We start from the raw sequence: 22,594 nt of genomic DNA, 5'->3' as shown, positions 1-22,594 counted from the left end.
CAAAGTTCACTCGCAATTTCTATGTATTCCCGCTAGTAATTTACTAAAAAATTCTAATACAGCTAAAATATAAACGTCATGATAGATTATGTCATGACATTTTGTCTAACAACATATATTCTACTTATGAACAACCTTATTTGAATAAGAACTGAAATCGATCGTAATAAAAGTTTTAAAAATACTAGAAGAGAGTCCAGAAAAGGGGTTATCACTACGAGAAAAAAGTCTGATGCTAAGCAAATAAAGTCAGCATTTATGAAAGTAAAACGAAACCTATTGAAAAAGCCACATATCATTGTAAGCTTTGCAATTGCTTTCTTTTTCCTTTTTATAAGTAATACCACCATTTCAGTTGTAATGGCTAGTAATGGAAAGAAGTTAGCACCGATTCGATTAGATATTGGTGGGAATTCTGTGGCTCGGGAAGTTTTTGATACTTTAAACCGCGCAGACTATGAAATTATGAGTGTCGGATTAATACCATATCCTTATACCATAACTATTTCTCTCCATCTAACCAATGAAGAATTGGAAAAAGAAAAACCAATAGTGACAAAGAAAGTTGAAGAAATTTTGGCAGCCCGCTATATTGACGATTATAAAATCAAAATCGAGAAATTCGAAAATGTTCTGCCTAATGAGTTGCCATCTAAAAGTGAAGAAATCCATAAAGAAATGCTGAACCTCTTCCCTATCATTTCAAAAACCATGAAAAAATTCGGATATGATACACCGCCTAGCATAGCATATAACGATATAAAATCTGGAATCCTCATTATAGAATTACCTAATACTGAAAAAAGAAAAAAGACTATAAAGCAAGCTGTGGAAAAGGCTTTAAAGAAGGAAAAGTTTAAAATAAAAAAAGTTGAATTTAAACTGTATAACAAATCGAAAAGACTTCAAGATTATAGATGGAGTCCAATTATTAGCACTATTTCAGATAATCTTATTGGGAAAAGTGATTACATGCTGAAAGGTATAAGTTATCAAATAAAGAATGGAAAAACCTATATTTCTTTAAACACGGAGTTAGACAAGTCTAAGTCCGAAAATGTCACTTATTTAAAAGAGACTTTCAAGAAATTTTTCACATTAGAATCCACTAAAACCCAGATAAAGAAAGATGCTTACGAATTAATCATTTACGGCAAAAGTAAGCAAGTACTAGTGAAAATAACAAAGAATTAACTTCACTGCAAAAAAACGTTATGACAACCTACGTCATGACGTTTTTTTTATACTTAAATTTATATTTCTTTCACATAAGATAAGAAGTTATTACTCGCGATACCTTTCACTTCATCCTCAGTAAAATGGTCTTGCAATTTCTCTAACAAATTTTGAGTTTGAGATGCATTCTGTAAATTCTCAACAAACTGGTGAATGCCGTCAAAATCTGATCCTAACCCTAAATTCTCTACACCCACTACATTTGCTAAATGCATAAAATGTTGAATCAATACCTGCATTGTAGCAGATTCAGTATGATTGACAATAAACTCTGGATAATAAACTAGATGAATATGACCACCATGTTCTACAAGAGCCTTTGCCTGCTCATCCGTTAAATTACGAGGATGGTCACATAATGCACGTGCATTCGAGTGACTAGCAATAATATGTTTAGCTATCGGTAGTACATCCCAAAATCCTTGCATGTTTAAATGTGATACATCTATGAGTATGTCACGTTCATTTAATAATGCCACAACCTCTTTTGCAAAATCTTTCAAACCTAAATTAGGGTCATTTTGTGCACCATAGGCAACAGCATTCTCATTATTCCAAGTGAGGCCAACTAGTTTCACTCCTGCATCTAATATAGCCTGTAATTTGAATAGATCGGCTCCGATGGCATCACAACCTTCTAATGTTAAAACCGCTCCAATTTCACCTTCTTGTAGCGTTTCTAGTTGATGCCAATCTGTAATATGTACGATCTCCGGATTTGGAGCAAGCACTTGTGTTTGGAATAATTCAATTTGGCGGAGTGCCTCTAAATATTTTCTTCCTTGAGGTATATCTTCATCTACGAAAATCGCAAAAAATTGTACCTTCACTTTTCCTTGCTTTAAGCGTTCTAAATTTGCTTGTAATTGTGGTGCATTTCTAAAATTAAGTGGTTCTTCGGCTATGGACAATTTCCATAACACATCACAATGCAAATCGATAATATTCATATGTTGTACCCCCATTAGCTATCTTACTGCACATATTATACATGGTTACGATGTTTCAGCATAATATCGCTTGTTTGATTTTTGAAATACTTGTGTGCACAATATGACCGATAGTAGCACTGCTATTGCCGAAAATCCTACAGCCACCATTTGTAAAGAAAACCATTCAGCTAGAGCACCGATAATAAAAGTAAATGAAATTTGTATTATACTTAAGAACATTGCTGTTACACTACCAAACCGCCCCATAATTTCTGTTGGCACATTTTTTTGATAGAAAGTATCATATCCTGAGTTGGAGAATGACATAAAGAACCCTAAAAAGATAAATGCTGCAGTTGCTGTCCAAAACCCTACAGAGCTGTAAAATAATAAATAGCCAACTGTGGTCATCAACATACCTACGGCAAAGTATATTTGTAATGATATTTTTTTCACAAACATTGCTGATATTGATGCCCCAATAATTGAGCCTATCCCCGTAATGCTAACGATTACTCCATACATTTGATTAGATAATCCTAAGTTTTGCTTAATAAATGTCACCTCTTGTGAATCTAGAGAAAAAGCAATCATTAAAGCAACTTGGAATAATAAATATACTTTTATAAAATAATGATCTTGTTTTATATATGACTTAACAACTTGCCAATCTACTAACATCATTTTTAAAGAAAATGGTTCACGCTTTAATATTGTTTCATCTTCGATATTTGGTAACAGGTAAATACAAATCGCACAACAAAAGAATGTAACTGCGTTAATCACGACACATATCGTTGTACCTACTGTTGCAATTAGTATACCCGCAAGCGCTGGGCCGATTAAAAACGAACCTGAATTCATCATACTCATAATTGAATTAAATCGTCGTCGATCGGTTTCCTTTACAAATTTCGTAATATAAAAAGTAGAGCTGGGCCCAAAAAAAGAACCTGCCATATTTGCAACAAAGATTATGGTATAAATAATCCAAATCGATCCCATAAAAGGTACAAGTAGCACAAGTAAACCTCTTATCACATCAGAAATTATCATTAATCTTCTCTTATTCTGCCTATCAATTATGGAGCCGGCAAAGAAATTTGTTAGTAACTTTGCAACAGGACCTACAATATAAATACCTGCAACTGCTGCTGCTGATTTGGTCATATCAAGAACCAAGACATTCAACGCGATTATGTAAATCCAATTCCCAAAAAACGAAACGCCAATTCCACTAAGTAATAAAGAATATCTTTTCCACATCCCAATTTTCACCCCTTATTTGTCAATCGATTGATGAAATTGTATTTCCCCCTTCTACATACAATAAAATCTATATATTTCCATTTTACAATTATGTAAATTTAATATGTATATAAATTTCTGAAGATTCCATAAAATATCTTTCTAATTTCACATAGTTGTCATTAATATTGAGCACAACAAAAATGGAACTGTATCCCCACAGTCCCATTTTTACTTTATTCTATTTGATCGCTAGGTGAATCTGAGGAACCGTATGCTTCTACTTCTAGAAAACTGTCCTCATTATCAACAATCGATCTTTCATCCTGTATAGGTCTCTCTGTTGATGCATTTAATAGTTCCTCCTCAACAGGTCTGTCAGTAGGTACCTTATTTTCTGGTACATGTTCAACACATGTCAGTGCTGTTGGAATAGCCTCTAATCGACCAAATGGAATGTCTTCTCCACATTCACTACATTTTCCATAAGAACCATCATCAATAGCTCGCAACGCAGCCTCAAGTTTTTCAATTTCTTGTTCATTATGCTCGCCTATCGCCATTTCTGTTACTTGATCTGTTAAATCAGTTGCTTGATCTGCAGGATGGTTGTCATAATTGGATAACTCTGTTGAGTCTGGGGGCTCATGTGTATATTTTCTTCCCTGCAACACAAATAATTCTTGTATCATTTGATTTTTTAAATTTTGATATTTTGTGTTCGTCATTTTATTCCTCCATTAATATAACCTATTTTTATTATTTCCTATATTTTTTAAATCAAACATAAAAAAGAGTACTGCTTTTTGCAGTACTCTAAATATCCATTCCAGTATAGATTAATATAGCATCTCTTAAAAGTTGTGCTGTACCATTTTGCTCTTTATCATAATAGCTCGTGAAACGTTCATCTGCTATATACATTTCTGCAAGTCCTGCATGTGCTTCTTTACTATACTTTGGCCAATAATACATTAACCATCGCTTATGTGCTTCGGCAGCACGCTGAGCAACATCACTATCAGCTTGACCAGTTTCCATTGCTTGCTTTAATAATCTCTTCACGTCTTGCTCTAATGCTTGCACTTCTTCATATTGCTGCTCAGTCATTTGTTGCACTTTATTATTGGAAGCATCAACTGTAGTATCTCCGTAATTTTGACGTATCTCTTGACCATATTGTTTTTCATTATCTAAAATCATTTTTTCCTTTAAACCTTCAAACTTTTCTTCATTCGACATTTGAATTCCTCCATTCATAGCACTGATCGTTTTAGTTACCGTTGTTATCATGACATCTAATTGGTGGCGTTTCTCCATTAATGCCTTATAATGCTCCATTAAGGCATTCTTATAGTCAAAATTCTCGACTGTTATGATTTCTTTAATGACTTCTAACTTAAAGCCTAATTCACGATAAAATAATATTTGCTGTAACAAATCAATCTCTTCTTGCCCATAAATACGATAACCTGAAGAATTTACACGTGTAGGTTTTAACAAGCCTAGATCATCATAATAACGCAATGTTCTTGAACTAACTCCTGACAGCTGAGCAAGTTTTTGAATTGTCATTTCCATCTTCTTTCACCTCCATGTTTCTACTATATAGTTTGACGTAACGTTAAGGTCAACAGTATTTAAAATAAAAAATCTAAGTATCGGCAATCAGCCTTTACTTAGTATGTTACTTTCATTATCTGCAAAAATAGCTTTAACTCATTAAAAAAATGCCTTTTCAATTTACTTTCCAAACGCAAAAAAACCATTAGAATCAAATATGATTCTAATGGTTTTTAAAGTATGACCCCTACGGGATTCGAACCCGTGTTACCGCCGTGAAAGGGCGGTGTCTTAACCGCTTGACCAAGGGGCCTATATGGCGGAGAAGGAGGGATTTGAACCCTCGCGCCGCTTACGCGACCTACACCCTTAGCAGGGGCGCCTCTTCAGCCACTTGAGTACTTCCCCATATATGGCTCCGAAGGTAGGACTCGAACCTACGACCGTCCGGTTAACAGCCGGATGCTCTACCACTGAGCTACTTCGGAAAAATTTTAATGGTGGGCCTAAATGGACTCGAACCATCGACCTCACGCTTATCAGGCGTGCGCTCTAACCAGCTGAGCTATAGGCCCATAAAATTGGAGCGGGTGAAGAGAATCGAACTCTCGACAACAGCTTGGAAGGCTGTGGTTTTACCACTAAACTACACCCGCATCATGGTGGGTCAGGACGGAATCGAACCGCCGACACTTAGAGCTTCAATCTAATGCTCTACCAACTGAGCTACTGACCCATGATGATTAATACAATATTTTTAAAAAATGGCGGTCCGGACGGGACTCGAACCCGCGACCTCCTGCGTGACAGGCAGGCATTCTAACCAACTGAACTACCGGACCATTTGGTTGCGGGGACAGGATTTGAACCTGTGACCTTCGGGTTATGAGCCCGACGAGCTACCGAACTGCTCCACCCCGCGATAATGATATTATGAAATTAAATTTTAAAAAATGGAGGAGGAAGAGGGATTCGAACCCCCGCGCGGTATGACCCGCCTGTCGGTTTTCAAGACCGATCCCTTCAGCCAGACTTGGGTATTCCTCCAAAAAATATAACGTTGTGTAGATGGTGGACCTTGCAGGACTCGAACCTGCGACCGGACGGTTATGAGCCGTCTGCTCTAACCAACTGAGCTAAAGGTCCTTTAGTTTGGTTAGTATGGCGGCAGAGGGGATCGAACCCCCGACCTCACGGGTATGAACCGTACGCTCTAGCCAGCTGAGCTACGCCGCCATGATGGTATTAAATTTAGTAATAAATTGGTGGAGCCTAGCGGGATCGAACCGCTGACCTCCTGCGTGCAAGGCAGGCGCTCTCCCAGCTGAGCTAAGGCCCCATAGGGTTGAAAGTATTAATGGTCGGGAAGACAGGATTCGAACCTGCGACCCCTTGGTCCCAAACCAAGTGCTCTACCAAGCTGAGCTACTTCCCGTTAATGGCGCGCCCGGCAGAAGTCGAATCCACAACCTTCTGATCCGTAGTCAGACGCTCTATCCAATTGAGCTACGGGCGCATTTATATCACTTATATTATATTAAAATATGGTGCCGAGGACCGGAATCGAACCGGTACGGTAGTCACCTACCGCAGGATTTTAAGTCCTGTGCGTCTGCCAGTTCCGCCACCCCGGCATATTTTGGAGCGGAAGACGAGGTTCGAACTCGCGACCCCCACCTTGGCAAGGTGGTGTTCTACCACTGAACTACTTCCGCAATATGCTGATAAACTTAAAAATTATGGTGCGGGTGAAGGGAGTCGAACCCCCACGCCTTGCGGCGCTAGATCCTAAGTCTAGTGCGTCTGCCAGTTCCGCCACACCCGCATATAATGTTTTTTAAAAATGGTGAGCCATGTAGGATTCGAACCTACGACCCTCTGATTAAAAGTCAGATGCTCTACCAACTGAGCTAATGGCTCATATAAAATGAATGGTGCCGGCGAAAGGAGTCGAACCCTCGACCTACTGATTACAAGTCAGTTGCTCTACCAACTGAGCTACACCGGCATTGTTTATTTAAAATAATGGTGGAGGATGACGGGATCGAACCGCCGACCCCCTGCTTGTAAGGCAGGTGCTCTCCCAGCTGAGCTAATCCTCCATATTGTTCGCCTAGCAACGTCCTACTCTCACAGGGGGAAACCCCCAACTACCATCGGCGCTAAAGAGCTTAACTTCCGTGTTCGGCATGGGAACGGGTGTGACCTCTTTGCCATCGTCACTAGACTATTTTCTTAAGGACAAGAATTATTATAACATATTTTTTAAAGTTTAGCAAGTGTTTTTTGCTATTTTAGAAAAGTTTTTTTCTTATTCTCTCAAAACTGGATAAATTACATTGAAGTTCGTTAAGTAAAATTTGGTTAAGTCCTCGATCTATTAGTATTCGTCAGCTCCGTATGTCGCCACACTTCCACCTCGAACCTATCTACCTCATCGTCTTTGAGGGATCTTACTTACTTGCGTAATGGGAAATCTCATCTTGAGGGGGGCTTCATGCTTAGATGCTTTCAGCACTTATCCCGTCCACACATAGCTACCCAGCGATGCCCTTGGCAGAACAACTGGTACACCAGCGGTGTGTCCATCCCGGTCCTCTCGTACTAAGGACAGCTCCTCTCAAATTTCCTACGCCCACGACGGATAGGGACCGAACTGTCTCACGACGTTCTGAACCCAGCTCGCGTACCGCTTTAATGGGCGAACAGCCCAACCCTTGGGACCGACTACAGCCCCAGGATGCGATGAGCCGACATCGAGGTGCCAAACCTCCCCGTCGATGTGGACTCTTGGGGGAGATAAGCCTGTTATCCCCGGGGTAGCTTTTATCCGTTGAGCGATGGCCCTTCCATGCGGAACCACCGGATCACTAAGCCCGTCTTTCGACCCTGCTCGACTTGTAGGTCTCGCAGTCAAGCTCCCTTATGCCTTTACACTCTACGAATGATTTCCAACCATTCTGAGGGAACCTTTGGGCGCCTCCGTTACTCTTTAGGAGGCGACCGCCCCAGTCAAACTGCCCGCCTGACACTGTCTCCTACCCCGCTAAGGGGCATGGGTTAGAAGTTCAATACATCTAGGGTAGTATCCCACCAACGCCTCCTCCGAAGCTGGCGCTCCGGAATCTCTGGCTCCTACCTATCCTGTACAAGATGTATCAAAATTCAATATCAGGCTACAGTAAAGCTCCACGGGGTCTTTCCGTCCTGTCGCGGGTAACCTGCATCTTCACAGGTACTATAATTTCACCGAGTCTCTCGTTGAGACAGTGCCCAGATCGTTACGCCTTTCGTGCGGGTCGGAACTTACCCGACAAGGAATTTCGCTACCTTAGGACCGTTATAGTTACGGCCGCCGTTTACTGGGGCTTCAATTCGCACCTTCGCTTGCGCTAAGCACTCCTCTTAACCTTCCAGCACCGGGCAGGCGTCAGCCCCTATACGTCACCTTACGGTTTTGCAGAGACCTGTGTTTTTGCTAAACAGTCGCCTGGGCCTATTCACTGCGGCTCTCTCGGGCTTTCACCCTACTAGAGCACCCCTTCTCCCGAAGTTACGGGGTCATTTTGCCGAGTTCCTTAACGAGAGTTCTCTCGCACACCTTAGGATTCTCTCCTCGACTACCTGTGTCGGTTTGCGGTACGGGCACCTTTTACCTCGCTAGAGGCTTTTCTTGGCAGTGTGAAATCAGGAACTCCGGACATACGTCCTCGTCATCACAGCTCAACGTTATAGAAATGGGATTTGCCTCATTTCACGCCTCACTGCTTGAACATGCATAACCAACAGCATGCTTACCCTATCCTACTGCGTCCCCCCATTGCTCAAATGGTAAATAGGTGGTACAGGAATATCAACCTGTTGTCCATCGCCTACGCCTATCGGCCTCGGCTTAGGTCCCGACTAACCCTGAGCGGACGAGCCTTCCTCAGGAAACCTTAGTCATTCGGTGGACGGGATTCTCACCCGTCTTTCGCTACTCATACCGGCATTCTCACTTCTAAGCGCTCCACCAGTCCTTCCGGTCTGACTTCACAGCACTTAGAACGCTCTCCTACCACGGACATCTAAGATGTCCATCCACAGCTTCGGTGAATTGTTTAGCCCCGATACATTTTCGGCGCAGCGTCACTCGACCAGTGAGCTATTACGCACTCTTTAAATGATGGCTGCTTCTGAGCCAACATCCTGGTTGTCTAAGCAACGTCACATCCTTTTCCACTTAACAATTACTTTGGGACCTTAGCTGGTGGTCTGGGCTGTTTCCCTCTTGACTACGGATCTTATCACTCGCAGTCTGACTCCCGTGCATAAATCACTGGCATTCGGAGTTTGTCTGAATTCGGTAATCCGGGATGGACCCCTAGTTCAAACAGTGCTCTACCTCCAGGATTCTTTATCACGAGGCTAGCCCTAAAGCTATTTCGGAGAGAACCAGCTATCTCCAGGTTCGATTGGAATTTCTCCGCTACCCACACCTCATCCCCGCACTTTTCAACGTACGTGGGTTCGGGCCTCCAGTAAGTGTTACCTTACCTTCACCCTGGACATGGGTAGATCACCTGGTTTCGGGTCTACAACCACATACTCATTCGCCCTATTCAGACTCGCTTTCGCTGCGGCTCCGTCTTCTAAAACTTAACCTCGCATGTAATCGTAACTCGCCGGTTCATTCTACAAAAGGCACGCTATCACCCATTAACGGGCTCTAACTACTTGTAGGCACATGGTTTCAGGATCTATTTCACTCCCCTTCCGGGGTGCTTTTCACCTTTCCCTCACGGTACTGGTTCACTATCGGTCACTAGGTAGTATTTAGCCTTGGGAGATGGTCCTCCCAGATTCCGACGGAATTTCACGTGTTCCGCCGTACTCAGGATACACTCAAGAGAGAATGAACTTTCAACTACAGGGCTGTTACCTGCTCTGGCGGGCCTTTCCAGACCGCTTCGTTTAACTCATTCCTTTGTAACTCCATATAGAGTGTCCTACAACCCCAAGAGGCAAGCCTCTTGGTTTGGGCTATTCCCGTTTCGCTCGCCGCTACTCAGGGAATCGATTTTTCTTTCTCTTCCTCCAGGTACTTAGATGTTTCAGTTCCCTGGGTCTGCCATCAAGACGCTATGTATTCACGTCAAGATACTGCTCCATTACGAACAGTGGGTTCCCCCATTCGGAAATCTCCGGATCAAAGCTCACTTACAGCTCCCCGAAGCATATCGGTGTTAGTGCCGTCCTTCTTCGGCTCCTAGTGCCAAGGCATCCGCCATGCGCCCTTAATAACTTAACCTAAAAGTTAGTTATTAAGCCTAAAAAACTTAATAATAAAAAATGTGTTACTTAATTTGCTTCAATGTCGTTTTATCCAGTTTTCAAAGAACAAGGTTTTGAAGATCATTTTACAATGAGCCTTCAAAACTGAACGCAAGACGTTAATCGACAGATCCAAGATCTGTTTCCGTAATTATCCTTAGAAAGGAGGTGATCCAGCCGCACCTTCCGATACGGCTACCTTGTTACGACTTCACCCCAATCATCTATCCCACCTTCGGCGGCTGGCTCCATAAAGGTTACCTCACCGACTTCGGGTGTTACAAACTCTCGTGGTGTGACGGGCGGTGTGTACAAGGCCCGGGAACGTATTCACCGTGGCATGCTGATCCACGATTACTAGCGATTCCGGCTTCATGTAGGCGAGTTGCAGCCTACAATCCGAACTGAGAACGATTTTATGAGATTAGCATACCCTCGCGAGTTAGCGACTCTTTGTATCGTCCATTGTAGCACGTGTGTAGCCCAGGTCATAAGGGGCATGATGATTTGACGTCATCCCCACCTTCCTCCGGTTTGTCACCGGCAGTCACCTTAGAGTGCCCAACTAAATGATGGCAACTAAGATCAAGGGTTGCGCTCGTTGCGGGACTTAACCCAACATCTCACGACACGAGCTGACGACAACCATGCACCACCTGTCACCAATGTCCCCGAAGGGAAAACTCTATCTCTAGAGCGGTCATTGGGATGTCAAGACCTGGTAAGGTTCTTCGCGTTGCTTCGAATTAAACCACATGCTCCACCGCTTGTGCGGGCCCCCGTCAATTCCTTTGAGTTTCAACCTTGCGGCCGTACTCCCCAGGCGGAGTGCTTAATGCGTTAGCTGCAGCACTAAGGGGCGGAAACCCCCTAACACTTAGCACTCATCGTTTACGGCGTGGACTACCAGGGTATCTAATCCTGTTTGCTCCCCACGCTTTCGCGCCTCAGTGTCAGTTACAGACCAGAAAGTCGCCTTCGCCACTGGTGTTCCTCCAAATCTCTACGCATTTCACCGCTACACTTGGAATTCCACTTTCCTCTTCTGCACTCAAGTCTCCCAGTTTCCAATGACCCTCCACGGTTGAGCCGTGGGCTTTCACATCAGACTTAAGAAACCACCTGCGCGCGCTTTACGCCCAATAAATCCGGACAACGCTTGCCACCTACGTATTACCGCGGCTGCTGGCACGTAGTTAGCCGTGGCTTTCTAATAAGGTACCGTCAAGGTACGTTCAGTTACTAACGTACTTGTTCTTCCCTTACAACAGAGTTTTACGATCCGAAAACCTTCATCACTCACGCGGCGTTGCTCCATCAGACTTTCGTCCATTGTGGAAGATTCCCTACTGCTGCCTCCCGTAGGAGTTTGGGCCGTGTCTCAGTCCCAATGTGGCCGATCACCCTCTCAGGTCGGCTATGCATCGTTGCCTTGGTAGGCCGTTACCCCACCAACTAGCTAATGCACCGCGGGCCCATCTAGTAGTGACAGCCGAAACCGCCTTTCAGCATTTTGCCATGTGACAAAATGGATTATTCGGTATTAGCCCCGGTTTCCCGGAGTTATCCCAATCTACTAGGTAGGTTGCCCACGTGTTACTCACCCGTCCGCCGCTAAATCAGAAGAAGCAAGCTTCTTCATCATTCGCTCGACTTGCATGTATTAGGCACGCCGCCAGCGTTCGTCCTGAGCCAGGATCAAACTCTCCATAAAAGTAGTTTGAAAGCTCATTAGCTTTGCTAGCGTATCATCCGAAGATGATATCTATTTTTGTTTTGATCCACCAACAGAGTTGATGTTCAAAAACATTTATTGATTAACGTCTTGCATGTTCAGTTTTCAAGGTTCATTTTGTTGTCGTTTCGTAAGCGACTTCAATATCTTATCATCATCTGTTTTCTTTGTCAAATACTTTTTTGAAAAAGTTTTTTAAGATGTTGTATTCATATTTTGTAGCACGTCTTAACGACATTTATTACTATACAGCATGCTATTTTAAAAATCAACAGTTTTTTTAAAATAACTTTATATTCTTTTTTCATTAATTATATACAGCATAATATAGGATGTTACAATCACACCTATTACTTGAGTATGCATTAGTTTTTCATGAAATAGAATATACTTTAAGTTTACCACACATTACCGCTCCAATTGTTTCAAATAGATCCGCTATTGAGCACACTTTCATACTCACTCATTATAAAGACTCCTTAAAAGATTATGTCCTAACAAATTGGGTACTATAGCTAGTATAGTAAAACAATTCAATAGAAGAATCTAGTCAATATGATTCCTCTTAAATAGGAAATTAGAAAAATTAAGTAATTGTACGAACCTAATATTCATTGTATATGTCATTAATGCTAAACTTTTTCGGAACTCTTGCTCATATAACTAATAACCGGTTGCTAATGCGTAAGCTACAAATAACAAAAAAGTTGAACCATTTACCATTAAGTCTCACTCCCCTACTTATTAGTACACTCTTTTTGTTTGCAATACAACCGGATAAATAGTGTTTTAGAATAAAGTTTTTTTTATGGAAGAATTACATTCCTACAAAAGCACAGGCTGTAATGTAAAAAGAACTGTTGAACTTACTACCGAGATGTAACTTAATGATTCAAACCATAGAATGAATTGAATCATTAAAAATTAACTCACATCAATTGAATACAGCCAATTACTTTTTTAAATTGGCCTATTTTATTCTTAAATTTCATAAAGAATATTGAAGAAATAAATAAAATCAAAAAAGCATTCAATAAAAAAGTTATGACGTTGGAATCTGTACAGCCTGCAAGTGTAACTTAAATAGCAGAAAAGGGTAAATTCCCCAACCACATAGTGTACAATACGAATACTAGATGTACATAATTTTAACTTGAGCAAACGGCGTTCGAAATAAAAAAAATGAAACTAAGGAGGAATACTATATTGAATTTCTTACTGGATAACACTTTAACTCATGAAATGTTTATTAAGTTGATTGTTGCAGCTACGTTGAGTTTAGTCATCGGTATTGAAAGAGAGTTGAAAAGAAAACCTGTTGGATTGAAAACAAGTTTAGTCATTGCCACGTTCAGCTGTTTGTTAACAATCATTTCAATAGAATCGGTTTATAACGCTAAACCAGTACCCGGCATAAATGTCACAATGGATCCACTCCGCTTAGCTGCACAAATAGTCAGTGGAATTGGTTTTTTGGGTGCTGGAGTAATCTTACGTAGAGGTAATGACAATATAAGCGGCTTAACAACTGCCGCTATGATTTGGGGAGCTGCAGGAATTGGTATTGCAGTTGGTGCAGGTTTTTATGGGCAAGCTATTATTGCTGTAGTTATTATTATGATTGGTGTAGAAATTCTTGCTCCAATTTTCATGAAATTTGGACCTAAGCGACTTCGTATGCGTGAAGTATCATTAAAGATAGGCGTTAAAAATACACAAGATATCAATGATATTTTACTATTTTTACAGAAGAATGATATGGATGTAGATAATATGCGTATTAAAGACATTCGTCTAGAGAATAATGAATTTAAGCATGAAGTTGATTTACGTTTTTCTTCTCTTCCCAAAAAAGATACTATTTCATTATATAACAGCATTCGCGAACAACCTTATATAGAAGAAATAGAAATTGAAATCCTGTCTTAGAGGAGGCATTTTATGAGTAATGTTTGGAGTTTGTTAAAAAAAGGAAATAAACCCTCGCTATTAGCGGCTTTTGTCAATTTATTTTTAGGTGTATTAAAAGGAGTCGCTTTCTTCTTTACAGGGAACATTGCAATGTTTGCAGAAATGATGCACTCATTAGGAGACTCCGCCAACCAATTCTTTGTTTTTATAGGCTCTGCTTTATCTAAAAAAGCACCCACTCGACAATTCCCAAAAGGTTTCGGCCGTGTTGTTAATTTAGTGTGTTTAGGTGCCGTTATTATTGTAGGAATATTATCTTACGAAACAATTAAAGAAGGCTGGCATCAAATTACTCACCCCGCTACTTCGAATGGTATGTGGATTAGTTTGAGCGTTTTAGGAATTGGTATTGTATTAGAAGGTATTGTGTTAATGAAGGCAGCGAAAGAAATTCTTCATGATTCAAATGAGTCAGCCACTTTCTTTTCAGCCCTACCGAGGGCCTTTGCCAATTTAAACCGAGCAAAACCTGCAACAAAGCTTGTCTTTATGGAAGATTTAGTAGCAACTTTAGGTGGCGTTTTAGCTTTTGTAGCTGTGATAATCGCACATTTCACTGGATTCTTACAAGTAGAGGGTATTGCATCTATTCTAATTGGTCTCATGATGTTCTACGTAGTTGGTGTCGTATTCCTAGAAAATGCTCGTGGAGTCATTGGTGAAACGGATGAAGAAATGCTAAATCATATCGCACGTTTATTATGGGAAGATAAAAATGTGCGTGATATACAAAAATTAGAAGTAGTAAAAGAAGGTGAATTTTTACACGTAGAGGTTCTTGCTGAAATAGATCCTACGCTTACTTTTGCTGAGGTTGATGATATTAGGGATCATTTGATGAAGATTTTATTATCGCAAACTAAAGTTTCAAAAGTAACAGTTGCTTTTGACGAAGATGATGGTATTACAAACTGGAATCACCTTGACGATAACCTTAACAATATGAAGTAAATAAAAGATTGGGACGCATTGTTATCTGTATTTCAATAACATGCTTCCCTTTCATACATAACCAATTGAAAAGAGAGATGAAAATGCAAAAAACAATATTAATTAGCGATATACACGGTGAATTAAAAAAATTCCAAGAACTCTTAACTCTAGCAAATTATTCACCAGATGAAGACAGATTAGTTTTACTGGGTGATTATATTGATCGAGGACCTGATTCTGCTGATGTGTTAGATTTAATCATGAAGTTACAGCAAAACGGAGCGATTGTTTTAATTGGCAATCACGAAAATTTAATGGAAAAAGCATTTACGGAAAAAACGGAATACGCTTGGAAACATTGGACCGAACGGTGTGGAGGTAAAGAAACCTTACTTAGCTACGGCTTTTCTAAGGAAGAGATTCAAGGAATTGGGGAAGGTGAACAGTTCACTGTTCCACAATTACAATCTAAAAAGCTTGATGAGCATTTAGCATTCATAAAAAATTTACATATATATATAGAAGACGAAGATTATATATTCGTGCATGCAGGAATTGATCCTCATATCCCTGTAAGCGAAACGGAAAAAGAAACACTTATTTGGATTCGCGAAGAATTTTATAACGGTTATACTGGCAGTAAAACAATAGTATTTGGACATACTCCAACTTCTAATTTACACCAAAGTGAAAATAACCATAATGTTTATTTTGGACAAAATAATATTATTGGTATTGATGGAGGCGCCGTTTTTGGCGGTCAATTGAATTGTCTAGAACTACCTAGTAAGAGGATTTGCTTTATTAAATAAAAACTCGTATGATTTTCGACATCACAACACACTCTAGCTGTATGAGGAGGTGTTATGATGAGCGTTATACAAAGAACGGCCTTATTTTTCACTATTATCGGTGCTTTAAATTGGGGTGTTATTGGCTTATTTCAATTTGATGTTGTCGCAAGTCTTTTTGGTGGACAAGCTAGTGTGGTATCGAGAATCATCTATACTATTGTAGGAATTGCTGGTCTAGTGAATTTGTGGATACTCTTTAGACCTTCAGAAGAAATAGAGCGTTCAGAACCTCAAGTTGCGCGTACGATGTAATGCCTAATATGTAAAAACCCCCAAGAACACTTTTATGTTCTTGGGGGTTACTTTTTAGATTAACGATTATACCCAGCCTCTGAAGCGAGAAGCCTCAGCTGTTTTGCGTACACCTACCATATAAGCTGCTAAACGCATATCGATACCACGTGTTGTTGCAACTGTATAGACATTATCAAATGCATCAACCATTTTCTTAAGAAGTTTTTCATTTACTTCCTCTTCTGACCAGTAATAGCCTTGGTTGTTTTGAACCCATTCAAAGTAAGAAACTGTAACGCCTCCAGCACTTGCTAGTACGTCTGGTACTAGTAGAATGCCACGGTCATTTAAAATTTTAGTCGCTTCTGAAGTTGTCGGGCCATTTGCTGCTTCTACTACAATACTTGCACGTATATTATGTGCATTGTCCGCAGTAATTTGATTTTCAATCGCAGCAGGAACTAAAATATCACAATCTAATTCAAGCAGTTCTTTATTGGAGATTGTATTTTCAAAAAGAGTTGTAACAGTACCAAAACTGTCACGACGATCTAGTAAATAATCAATGTCCAGACCTTCTGGATCATGCAAAGCTCCGTGAGCATCAGAGATACCAATAACTTTAGCACCTAAATCACTCATGAATTTAGCTAGGAAACTACCTGCGTTACCAAATCCTTGGATAACGACACGTGCACCTTTAATGTCAATATTACGACGTTTAGCTGCTTCTTCAATCACAATTGTAACACCTTGTGCAGTTGCGCGGTCACGACCTTGTGAACCACCTAAAACAATAGGTTTACCAGTGATGAAACCTGGAGAGTTGAATTCATCAATACGACTGTATTCATCCATCATCCACGCCATGATTTGTGAGTTCGTGAAAACGTCTGGAGCAGGAATATCTTTTGTTGGTCCAACGAATTGGCTAATAGCACGAACATAGCCACGACTTAGTCTTTCAATTTCCCCCATAGACATTTGACGTGGATCACAGATGATACCACCTTTACCACCGCCATAAGGTAAATCAACAATACCTGCTTTTAAAGTCATCCACATTGAAAGCGCTTTAACTTCATCTTCAGAAACTTGCGGATGGAAGCGCACGCCACCTTTTGTAGGACCTACTGCATCATTATGTTGTGCACGGTAGCCTGTGAATACTTTCACTTTTCCATCATCCATTTTAATTGGAATACGTACTTCTAGCATGCGTAGTGGCTCTTTTAAAAGTTCATACATTCCCTCATCGTAGCCTAGCTTGTGAAGAGCTTCGTGAATAACCGCCTGTGTTGATGTAAACAGGTTAAGATTTTCTGCCATTTGATTTTCTCGCCTCTTTATTCGTAATGTTTTTTTACTGTATATCGCAAACATTGTAACATAGTTCCAGAGATTGTGGGATATATTTCAGTTTATTTTGTAAAGACTTTTTTGATTTTTTCAATTGCCCAATCTAATTCTTCTTTAGAAATAATTAGTGGTGGTGCAAAACGAATCACTGTATCATGTGTCTCTTTGCATAATAAACCTAGTGTCATCAACTTCTCACAGTATGGACGTGCTAATTCATTTAACTCCATTCCAATGAATAAACCGCGACCTCTCACTTCTTTTACCGCATCATTATCAATTTTCTTCAGCTCATCCATGAAATAATTTCCTAGCTCTAATGAACGTTCAGCAAGCTTTTCTTCTTTTAGCACATTTAATGCTGCAATTGAAACTGCACATGCAATTGGATTACCGCCAAAAGTCGATCCGTGCGATCCTGGATTGTAGACACCTAAAATCTCTTTACTAGCGACAACACATGAAATCGGGAAAACTCCCCCACCTAAAGCTTTACCTAAAATGTACATGTCAGGATTTACATCTTCCCATTCACATGCAAACATTTTCCCTGTACGAGCTAAACCTGCTTGGATTTCATCAGCGATAAATAATACGTTATTTTCACGACATAAATCTCGTGCTGCTTTTAAATAACCTGCTGGTGGAATAACAATACCCGCTTCTCCCTGAATCGGTTCAACTAAAAACGCAGCAGTATTTGGTGTAATAGCTGCTTTTAGAGCATCTAAATCACCGTAATCTACTAATTTAATACCAGGTAACATTGGTCCGAAACCTCTTTTATACTCTGCTTCTGAAGACAGAGATACCGCAGTCATTGTACGGCCATGGAAGTTCCCATTACATGCTATGATTTCTGCTTGACCCTCTGCTACACCTTTTACATCGTAAGCCCAACGTCTTGCTGCTTTAAATGCAGTTTCTACAGCTTCAGCACCTGTATTCATAGGTAGTGCCATTTCTTTTCCAGTTACTTCACAAACTAACTCATACCATGGTCCAAGTTGATCACTATGGAAAGCACGAGACGTTAATGTCACACGGTCTGCTTGATCTTTTAATGCTTGAATGATTTTTGGATGGCGATGTCCTTGGTTTACAGCAGAATAAGCTGAAAGCATATCCATAAATTTATTTCCTTCTGGATCCTTTACCCATACTCCCTCTGCTTCTGAAATAACGATTGGCAGTGGTAAATAGTTTGGTGCACCAAATGTTTCTGTTTGCTTAATAATCTCATGTGTCTTTGTCATTATATTTCCCCCTAAAATGTAAACGCAAGCTTTCTAACGTCCACTATTTTCTTTATAGAAGACAGACATATGCAATATAGTCTGCCTTTTTGTTTTTTCTCATTAAATCATTTTTGATACAGACTGATTAAAGCGTCTCTGAAGTTGTTTTTGCTTGCATATGCAATTGTAAATAGTCTGGACCGCCTGCTTTAGAATCTGTTCCGGACATGTTAAAGCCTCCGAATGGTTGGTAACCTACGATTGCTCCTGTGCACCCACGGTTGAAGTATAAATTACCTACATGGAAATCTTCGCGCGCTTTTTCTTGATTCATACGATTTTTTGTAATAACTGCACCTGTTAAACCATATTCAGTATTATTTGCAATAGCTAATGCTTCATCGAAATCTTTAGCTTTTGCAATAGCTACTACTGGTCCAAATATTTCTTCCTTCATCACACGTGCTTCTGGAGTCACATCAACGATTACTGTTGGATTTACGAAGAATCCTTTTGAATCATCTGCAGTGCCTCCTGCAACAATTCGGCCTTCTTCTTTACCAATTTCAATGTAGCTAGTAATTTTTTTGAATGCAGCAGCATCGATTACTGGTCCAGTGAAATTTGATAAGTCAGTTGGGTCCCCAACTGATAAGCCTTTTGTCAATTCTTCGACACGAGCTACTACTTCATCGTAAACATCTTCTACAATGACAGCTCTTGAACATGCTGAACATTTTTGACCGCTAAACCCAAATGCTGATTTTACGATTGATTGTGCAGCAAGTTCTAAATCTGCTTCTTTATCAACTACAATAGTATCTTTACCGCCCATTTCAGCGATTACACGTTTCAGCCAAATTTGACCTTCATTTAATTTTGAAGCGCGTTCGTTGATACGTAAGCCCACATCACGTGAACCAGTAAAACTAATGAAGCGTGTTTTCGGATGATCTACTAAATAGTCTCCTACCTCTGCCCCTGAGCCCGGAATATAGTTAACAACGCCTGCTGGTAATCCAGCTTCTTCAAGAATTTCTACGAATTTATAAGCAACTACTGGCGTCGTAGATGCTGGTTTTAAAAGTACTGTATTTCCTGTTACTACAGCAGCTACTGTTGTACCTGCCATAATTGCGAACGGGAAGTTCCAAGGCGAAATTACTACTCCAACGCCTAATGGAATATAGTCATAACGGTTGAATTCACCTGGACGACTTTCAACTGGTTGACCGTCTTTTAAACGTAACATTTGTCGACCGTAATATTCTAAGAAGTCAATTGCTTCCGCTGTATCAGCATCAGCCTCATTCCAAGGCTTACCTGCTTCTTTTGTTAATAGCGCAGAAATCTCATGCTTACGGCGACGAATAATCGCTGCTGCTTTGAATAATACATCTGCACGAATTTCAGGTTTTACTTTCTTCCATGTATGAAAAGTTTCATCTGCTACTTGCATCGCTTTCTCAGCTAATTCTTTGTTAGCCTTTGAAACTGAGCCGATAACTTCTTCTTTATTTGCTGGATTATATGAAATGATTTGATCATTCGTTGTAATACGTTCTCCACCGATGATTAACGGATATTCTTCCCCAAGATATCCTTCCACCTTTTTTAAAGCCTCTAAATATGCTGTGTTGTTCTCTTCTTTAGAGAAATCTGTAAATGGTTCATGTTTGTACGGAATCATTTGTAATCCTCCTTTGTGATGTAAGTGCAAAAAATATTTGCATTTATAAATTGTTTACACTTATAATAATGCAAAAGATTATTGCGTTTTTCAAGTAAAAAATATTTAAAATTATAAAAAAATTTCAAGGTGATAAAATATGAAACCAATTGACAACGATTTAACCCCCTTTTACCGCCACGCTACAGAACATGCTTCTGTTGGCATTCATGCAGTAAATGCCCATGGGCAAACGGTTATTTATAACGATAAAATGAAAGATATTGAGGGTTTGAATTTAAAGGATGTTATAGATCGTTCTATTTTAGAACTCTTTCAATTTGAGCAAGAAGAAAGTACATTACTTCAAGTTCTACAAACTGGCGAAAAAGTACTCAATGTAAAACAAACCTATTGGAATCATAATGGTCAGGAAATTACGACAATTAATGATACATTTCCCGTTTTTGAAAATGATGCACTAATTGGGGCTATTGAGTTCGCTCGTGATATTACTACACTTGAAAAGCTCGTTTACCAACCACTAAGACGTTATGGTGAACCAATTACTTTTTCAAGTATTACCGCTGTTTCTCCACCTATGAAGGCAGTTATTCAAACAGCTGAAAAAGCTGCAACAGCAAGACTCCCAGTACTTTTAATCGGGGAATCTGGTACTGGTAAAGACTTAATTGCTGAAGGCATCCATCATAATTTAGATCCTGTAAATCAACATTTCATCACGATATTCTGTCAGCGTTCAGATTCAGCCATTTTAGAAAAACTATATGAAAGTACAAACTCACTTCAAAATTGCACGATATTCTGCGAACGTATTGAATTTTTGTCTTTAACGTTACAGGAGAAGTTATTACAATTATTAGAAGAGAACCATATGAAAAACCATATGTTTATCGCTAGTATTGGTGGAGATCCAATAGATTTAATTGCTTCTGGCCAACTGTTAAAAGAACTCTATTATTTTTTCGCATCCGTCACGATTAATGTGCCACCATTACATTCAAGAAGAGAAGATATTAAACCATTTATAGAGAACTTTCTGAAACGTCATCGTCAACGTTTCGGTTCTAATATTCAAGACTTGTCTAGTGAAGTAAATGAACTTTTCCATCTATATGATTGGCCGGGTAATTTAAAGGAATTAGAAATTCTGCTTGAGGAAATTGTCTCAATGGTAACGACAGAGGAATTGATAACATTTGAAATGCTGCCACTCCATTTCAAATGGAAGGTGCAAGCATTGCGGGACTCATCACACGATGCATCCTATTTTGTTGTACAAAATACGAAGGAACTATTACCGCTTGATGAGTATTTACGTGAGGCAGAAGAATATTATTTGCAAAAAGCATTGAATATGTATGAAGGAAATATCACGAAAACAGCTAATGCACTTGGGATGAGCAGACAAAATTTGCAATACCGTATTCGAAAAATGAAGAAATAAAAAGAGGGTTCACATTAATGTGAACCCTCTTTTTATTAACCTTTTATACCTGATTGATCGATCCAATCTTGTAACTTTTCTTTTAATGAATTGAAACCAACTGCATCTTTTTCGTCAACACGCGCTTGTAAAGATTTTCTTGGCGCGTTTTCTTTACGTTTCATCGGGGGGCGTTCCTGCAGTGCACGAATAGATAAGCTGATTTTGCTCGCATTTTCATCGATTTCAAGTACCTTTACTTGTACTTCCTGACCAACCGATAAAAGATCTGCAATGTTTTTTACGAAGCCGTACGTAATTTCAGAAATATGCACAAGTCCTTGGGTATCTTCGTCAAGAGCAACGAAAGCACCATAGGGTTGTATTCCTGTTATCTTACCAGTTAACACATCTCCTACTACATATTTGTCTGCCATAAGCCCTTCCTACCTTCTGTAGCTATATATACACTATATTCATGTTAAATTATAACATAGTGGTATAGTACGGGCAAAAAATCACTTTGTTGGATTTAATGGGATAAGCCAACCATTTTCTTCTTTGATTAGTCTGAACTCACTTACATTAAGTAAATCTATTTGGTCTTCTTTCTTCCTAACAATCAGAAGACGTGTTTTAACTGATGGTAGCGATATATTTAATACATCTGCTATTTGCTCGTATGTTAGTTCACGAAAGTAATAGAGCACAATAGGATGGCGGAATTCATCAAGTTGCAAAATAGCTTGAGGTAGTTCTTGATCCTCCTCAAAGACTAAAATTCATTCTTCAGCTGAAGGTGTAAATGTATGTTTTGAACTGTTTTGTATCAATCTATGTTCCTTCGCTACTTCACTCGTTT

Annotated in this window: 15 protein-coding genes, 20 tRNA genes and 3 rRNA genes; 6 read left to right on the top strand and 32 right to left on the bottom strand. The window is 39.8% G+C overall.

Annotated features, from left to right (window positions below):
- The first annotated feature begins 258 nt into the window (after positions 1-258).
- Positions 259-1,194: a hypothetical protein gene (locus MHH98_RS04325; RefSeq protein WP_340712245.1), complete on the top strand. Its 936-nt coding sequence runs from the start codon at positions 259-261 to the stop codon at positions 1,192-1,194.
- A gap of 59 nt (positions 1,195-1,253) precedes the next feature.
- Here the strand turns inward: MHH98_RS04325 and MHH98_RS04320 are convergent, their stop codons facing one another.
- The 27 genes from MHH98_RS04320 to MHH98_RS04190 all read right to left on the bottom strand — a co-directional run bounded on the left by MHH98_RS04320 (position 1,254) and on the right by MHH98_RS04190 (position 12,006).
- Positions 1,254-2,186, bottom strand: a complete 933-nt coding sequence (locus MHH98_RS04320) for a dipeptidase (protein WP_340712244.1) — start codon at positions 2,184-2,186, stop codon at positions 1,254-1,256.
- 45 nt (positions 2,187-2,231) lie between these two features.
- Positions 2,232-3,434 carry an MFS transporter gene (locus MHH98_RS04315; RefSeq protein WP_340712243.1) on the bottom strand — a complete coding sequence of 401 codons (1,203 nt, stop codon included), beginning with the start codon at positions 3,432-3,434 and terminating at the stop codon, positions 2,232-2,234.
- A gap of 218 nt (positions 3,435-3,652) precedes the next feature.
- The gene (locus MHH98_RS04310; RefSeq protein ID WP_051448792.1) at positions 3,653-4,144 is read right to left on the bottom strand and encodes a TraR/DksA C4-type zinc finger protein; all 492 of its coding nucleotides are present in this window, start codon (positions 4,142-4,144) and stop codon (positions 3,653-3,655) included.
- An 88-nt stretch (positions 4,145-4,232) separates the two neighbouring features.
- Positions 4,233-4,997, bottom strand: coding sequence for a MerR family transcriptional regulator (locus tag MHH98_RS04305; protein WP_340712242.1), 765 nt, complete (start codon positions 4,995-4,997; stop codon positions 4,233-4,235).
- 223 nt (positions 4,998-5,220) lie between these two features.
- Positions 5,221-5,292 (bottom strand) — tRNA-Glu (locus tag MHH98_RS04300).
- 4 nt (positions 5,293-5,296) lie between these two features.
- Positions 5,297-5,387: transfer RNA gene (locus MHH98_RS04295), tRNA-Ser, on the bottom strand.
- Positions 5,388-5,392: 5 nt separating this feature from the next.
- Positions 5,393-5,467, bottom strand: a tRNA-Asn gene (locus MHH98_RS04290).
- A gap of 10 nt (positions 5,468-5,477) precedes the next feature.
- Positions 5,478-5,554 (bottom strand) — tRNA-Ile (locus MHH98_RS04285).
- Between the two features lie 7 nt (positions 5,555-5,561).
- Positions 5,562-5,635 (bottom strand) — tRNA-Gly (locus tag MHH98_RS04280).
- A 4-nt stretch (positions 5,636-5,639) separates the two neighbouring features.
- A tRNA-Phe gene (locus MHH98_RS04275) sits at positions 5,640-5,715 on the bottom strand.
- 29 nt (positions 5,716-5,744) lie between these two features.
- A tRNA-Asp gene (locus MHH98_RS04270) sits at positions 5,745-5,821 on the bottom strand.
- Positions 5,822-5,824: 3 nt separating this feature from the next.
- A tRNA-Met gene (locus MHH98_RS04265) sits at positions 5,825-5,901 on the bottom strand.
- Between the two features lie 32 nt (positions 5,902-5,933).
- Positions 5,934-6,026, bottom strand: a tRNA-Ser gene (locus tag MHH98_RS04260).
- A 22-nt stretch (positions 6,027-6,048) separates the two neighbouring features.
- Positions 6,049-6,125, bottom strand: a tRNA-Ile gene (locus MHH98_RS04255).
- A gap of 16 nt (positions 6,126-6,141) precedes the next feature.
- Positions 6,142-6,215, bottom strand: a tRNA-Met gene (locus MHH98_RS04250).
- A 27-nt stretch (positions 6,216-6,242) separates the two neighbouring features.
- Positions 6,243-6,318 (bottom strand) — tRNA-Ala (locus MHH98_RS04245).
- Between the two features lie 19 nt (positions 6,319-6,337).
- Positions 6,338-6,414: transfer RNA gene (locus MHH98_RS04240), tRNA-Pro, on the bottom strand.
- Positions 6,415-6,418: 4 nt separating this feature from the next.
- Positions 6,419-6,495 (bottom strand) — tRNA-Arg (locus MHH98_RS04235).
- Between the two features lie 29 nt (positions 6,496-6,524).
- Positions 6,525-6,613: transfer RNA gene (locus MHH98_RS04230), tRNA-Leu, on the bottom strand.
- A 6-nt stretch (positions 6,614-6,619) separates the two neighbouring features.
- Positions 6,620-6,694, bottom strand: a tRNA-Gly gene (locus MHH98_RS04225).
- A gap of 25 nt (positions 6,695-6,719) precedes the next feature.
- A tRNA-Leu gene (locus tag MHH98_RS04220) sits at positions 6,720-6,804 on the bottom strand.
- Between the two features lie 19 nt (positions 6,805-6,823).
- Positions 6,824-6,899: transfer RNA gene (locus MHH98_RS04215), tRNA-Lys, on the bottom strand.
- Positions 6,900-6,911: 12 nt separating this feature from the next.
- Positions 6,912-6,987: transfer RNA gene (locus tag MHH98_RS04210), tRNA-Thr, on the bottom strand.
- A gap of 18 nt (positions 6,988-7,005) precedes the next feature.
- Positions 7,006-7,081: transfer RNA gene (locus MHH98_RS04205), tRNA-Val, on the bottom strand.
- Between the two features lie 9 nt (positions 7,082-7,090).
- Positions 7,091-7,206 (bottom strand): 5S ribosomal RNA (gene rrf, locus MHH98_RS04200).
- A 133-nt stretch (positions 7,207-7,339) separates the two neighbouring features.
- A 23S ribosomal RNA gene (locus MHH98_RS04195) occupies positions 7,340-10,269 on the bottom strand.
- 184 nt (positions 10,270-10,453) lie between these two features.
- A 16S ribosomal RNA gene (locus tag MHH98_RS04190) occupies positions 10,454-12,006 on the bottom strand.
- The 16S, 23S and 5S rRNA genes sit together here with 20 tRNA genes alongside, the layout of an rRNA operon.
- Before the next feature lie 1,227 nt (positions 12,007-13,233).
- Between MHH98_RS04190 and MHH98_RS04185 the strand changes: the two genes are divergently transcribed.
- The 4 genes from MHH98_RS04185 to MHH98_RS04170 all read left to right on the top strand — a co-directional run bounded on the left by MHH98_RS04185 (position 13,234) and on the right by MHH98_RS04170 (position 16,037).
- Positions 13,234-13,956 carry an MgtC/SapB family protein gene (locus tag MHH98_RS04185; RefSeq protein WP_038188464.1) on the top strand — a complete coding sequence of 241 codons (723 nt, stop codon included), beginning with the start codon at positions 13,234-13,236 and terminating at the stop codon, positions 13,954-13,956.
- A gap of 12 nt (positions 13,957-13,968) precedes the next feature.
- Positions 13,969-14,949, top strand: a complete 981-nt coding sequence (locus MHH98_RS04180) for a cation diffusion facilitator family transporter (RefSeq protein WP_038188467.1) — start codon at positions 13,969-13,971, stop codon at positions 14,947-14,949.
- Positions 14,950-15,032: 83 nt separating this feature from the next.
- Entirely contained in the window at positions 15,033-15,743 is a 711-nt protein-coding gene (locus tag MHH98_RS04175; protein WP_340712241.1) for a metallophosphoesterase family protein, read from the top strand.
- 57 nt (positions 15,744-15,800) lie between these two features.
- Positions 15,801-16,037 carry a DUF378 domain-containing protein gene (locus MHH98_RS04170; RefSeq protein ID WP_038188473.1) on the top strand — a complete coding sequence of 79 codons (237 nt, stop codon included), beginning with the start codon at positions 15,801-15,803 and terminating at the stop codon, positions 16,035-16,037.
- 66 nt (positions 16,038-16,103) lie between these two features.
- Here the strand turns inward: MHH98_RS04170 and MHH98_RS04165 are convergent, their stop codons facing one another.
- The 3 genes from MHH98_RS04165 to pruA all read right to left on the bottom strand — a co-directional run bounded on the left by MHH98_RS04165 (position 16,104) and on the right by pruA (position 20,306).
- The gene (locus MHH98_RS04165; RefSeq protein WP_038188476.1) at positions 16,104-17,348 is read right to left on the bottom strand and encodes a Glu/Leu/Phe/Val family dehydrogenase; all 1,245 of its coding nucleotides are present in this window, start codon (positions 17,346-17,348) and stop codon (positions 16,104-16,106) included.
- A 92-nt stretch (positions 17,349-17,440) separates the two neighbouring features.
- A complete protein-coding gene (locus tag MHH98_RS04160) occupies positions 17,441-18,634 on the bottom strand; it encodes an ornithine--oxo-acid transaminase (protein ID WP_038188479.1) in 1,194 nt (397 codons plus the stop codon).
- Positions 18,635-18,761: 127 nt separating this feature from the next.
- Positions 18,762-20,306, bottom strand: coding sequence for an L-glutamate gamma-semialdehyde dehydrogenase (gene pruA, locus MHH98_RS04155; protein WP_038188481.1), 1,545 nt, complete (start codon positions 20,304-20,306; stop codon positions 18,762-18,764).
- A 139-nt stretch (positions 20,307-20,445) separates the two neighbouring features.
- On the opposite strand from pruA, the gene MHH98_RS04150 reads away from it, so the two are divergent.
- On the top strand, positions 20,446-21,753 hold the full coding sequence (locus MHH98_RS04150) for a sigma 54-interacting transcriptional regulator (RefSeq protein ID WP_340712240.1): 1,308 nt from the start codon (positions 20,446-20,448) through the stop codon (positions 21,751-21,753).
- A 35-nt stretch (positions 21,754-21,788) separates the two neighbouring features.
- On the opposite strand, the gene yugI is transcribed toward MHH98_RS04150, so the two are convergent.
- Entirely contained in the window at positions 21,789-22,169 is a 381-nt protein-coding gene (gene yugI, locus MHH98_RS04145) for a S1 domain-containing post-transcriptional regulator GSP13 (protein ID WP_038188484.1), read from the bottom strand.
- A gap of 81 nt (positions 22,170-22,250) precedes the next feature.
- Positions 22,251-22,442 (bottom strand): RNA polymerase sigma factor, encoded by a 192-nt coding sequence (locus tag MHH98_RS04140; protein WP_235175764.1) that lies wholly within the window; start codon positions 22,440-22,442, stop codon positions 22,251-22,253.
- Positions 22,443-22,594 lie beyond the last annotated feature (152 nt).

This window comes from Viridibacillus sp. FSL H8-0110 (genome assembly GCF_038003565.1).
GTDB classification, from domain to species: domain Bacteria; phylum Bacillota; class Bacilli; order Bacillales_A; family Planococcaceae; genus Viridibacillus; species Viridibacillus arenosi.
The sequence above is the reverse complement of the archived record's forward strand: the minus strand, read 5'-3'. Positions and strand labels throughout refer to the sequence as shown.

Bases quoted from the DNA above. Each gene is read 5' to 3' on its own strand.
- MHH98_RS04325 (WP_340712245.1), top strand. From the start codon at position 259: ATGAAAGTAAAACGAAACCTATTGAAAAAGCCACATATCATTGTAAGC.
- MHH98_RS04320 (WP_340712244.1), bottom strand. From the start codon at position 2,186: ATGAATATTATCGATTTGCATTGTGATGTGTTATGGAAATTGTCCATA.
- MHH98_RS04315 (WP_340712243.1), bottom strand. From the start codon at position 3,434: ATGTGGAAAAGATATTCTTTATTACTTAGTGGAATTGGCGTTTCGTTT.
- MHH98_RS04310 (WP_051448792.1), bottom strand. From the start codon at position 4,144: ATGACGAACACAAAATATCAAAATTTAAAAAATCAAATGATACAAGAA.
- MHH98_RS04305 (WP_340712242.1), bottom strand. From the start codon at position 4,997: ATGGAAATGACAATTCAAAAACTTGCTCAGCTGTCAGGAGTTAGTTCA.
- MHH98_RS04180 (WP_038188467.1), top strand. From the start codon at position 13,969: ATGAGTAATGTTTGGAGTTTGTTAAAAAAAGGAAATAAACCCTCGCTA.
- MHH98_RS04175 (WP_340712241.1), top strand. From the start codon at position 15,033: ATGCAAAAAACAATATTAATTAGCGATATACACGGTGAATTAAAAAAA.
- MHH98_RS04170 (WP_038188473.1), top strand. From the start codon at position 15,801: ATGAGCGTTATACAAAGAACGGCCTTATTTTTCACTATTATCGGTGCT.
- MHH98_RS04165 (WP_038188476.1), bottom strand. From the start codon at position 17,348: ATGGCAGAAAATCTTAACCTGTTTACATCAACACAGGCGGTTATTCAC.
- MHH98_RS04160 (WP_038188479.1), bottom strand. From the start codon at position 18,634: ATGACAAAGACACATGAGATTATTAAGCAAACAGAAACATTTGGTGCA.
- pruA (WP_038188481.1), bottom strand. From the start codon at position 20,306: ATGATTCCGTACAAACATGAACCATTTACAGATTTCTCTAAAGAAGAG.
- MHH98_RS04150 (WP_340712240.1), top strand. From the start codon at position 20,446: ATGAAACCAATTGACAACGATTTAACCCCCTTTTACCGCCACGCTACA.
- yugI (WP_038188484.1), bottom strand. From the start codon at position 22,169: ATGGCAGACAAATATGTAGTAGGAGATGTGTTAACTGGTAAGATAACA.